At 34.1% G+C, this 1,148-nt stretch carries 1 protein-coding gene; it reads left to right on the top strand.

The window, feature by feature from the left end; translation table 11 throughout:
• On the top strand, window positions 1-1,148 hold a 1,148-nt coding region (gene cysS / locus HG1285_RS00580; RefSeq protein WP_008289628.1), incomplete at both ends, for a cysteine--tRNA ligase.

Genomic DNA, 1,148 nt, shown 5'->3' with positions numbered 1-1,148 from the left:
ATAAAATTATAAATAGAGCAAAGAAAGAATGTTTACCTTTTACAGTAATATCTGATAGATATATAAAATCTTACTTTGAAGATGCAGAAAACTTTAAGATTGAACCTGCTGACGTTGAACCAAGAGTTACTACACATATTCCTGACATCATTGATTTAATACAAAAATTAATAGAAAAAGGATATGCATATGAAGTGGAAGGAGATGTTTACTTTTCAGTTAGGAAATTTAAAGATTATGGAAAACTTTCAAAAAGAAGTGTTGATGAGCTTATAGCAGGAGCAAGGGTTGAGCCAGGAGAAAAGAAAAAAGACCCTCTTGATTTTGCCCTTTGGAAAGCTTCAAAAGCAGGAGAACCTGCATGGGACAGCCCATGGGGTAAAGGAAGACCAGGATGGCACACAGAATGTACAGCAATGATATTTAAACATTTAGGGCAGACAATTGATATACACGGTGGAGGTCTTGATTTAACATTTCCTCACCATGAAAATGAGCTAGCACAGGCAGAGGCTCTATCAGAAAAACCTTTTGCAAAATACTGGATACACAATGGGCTTGTTACCGTTAACGGTCAAAAAATGTCAAAATCTTTAGGCAACTACATAACATTAAAAGAAATATATCAGAAATATCACCCAGATATATTAAGACTTTTAGTTTTATCAGTTCATTACAGAAGTCCCCTTGATTTTTCATGGGACAAAATGGAAGAGATGAAAAAAGCTTATGAAAGGCTAAAAAATGCCATTGACGAGTATGAAATTTTAGAAAAGCTCCCTGAAAATCCTGATTTTGAAGAAGACCTTTATGGAAAAACTGCAAAAGCACAGCAGGATTTTTACAGGGCAATGAGTAATGATTTTAATACACCTGAAGCATTTGCTGCCCTTTATGGACTTGTTAGAGAAATGAATATACTAAAAGACAAAGCAGTGAAAGAAGGAGGAATTTCTAAAAAAGCACTATCTTCTTACAAAGAGGCAGCTGATGCACTTTACAGCATTACAAAAGATATTTTTGGATTTTTTGACAGCTTACAGCCGTGCATAGAGCTACCTAAATATGAAACTATAAAGCAGGAAGAAAAAGTTGATGAAGAACTTATAAATATGCTTATTGAGATTAGAAACAAAGCAAGAAAAGAG

This window comes from Hydrogenivirga sp. 128-5-R1-1 (genome assembly GCF_000171895.1).
This window is presented reverse-complemented; position numbering and strand designations above follow the sequence as displayed.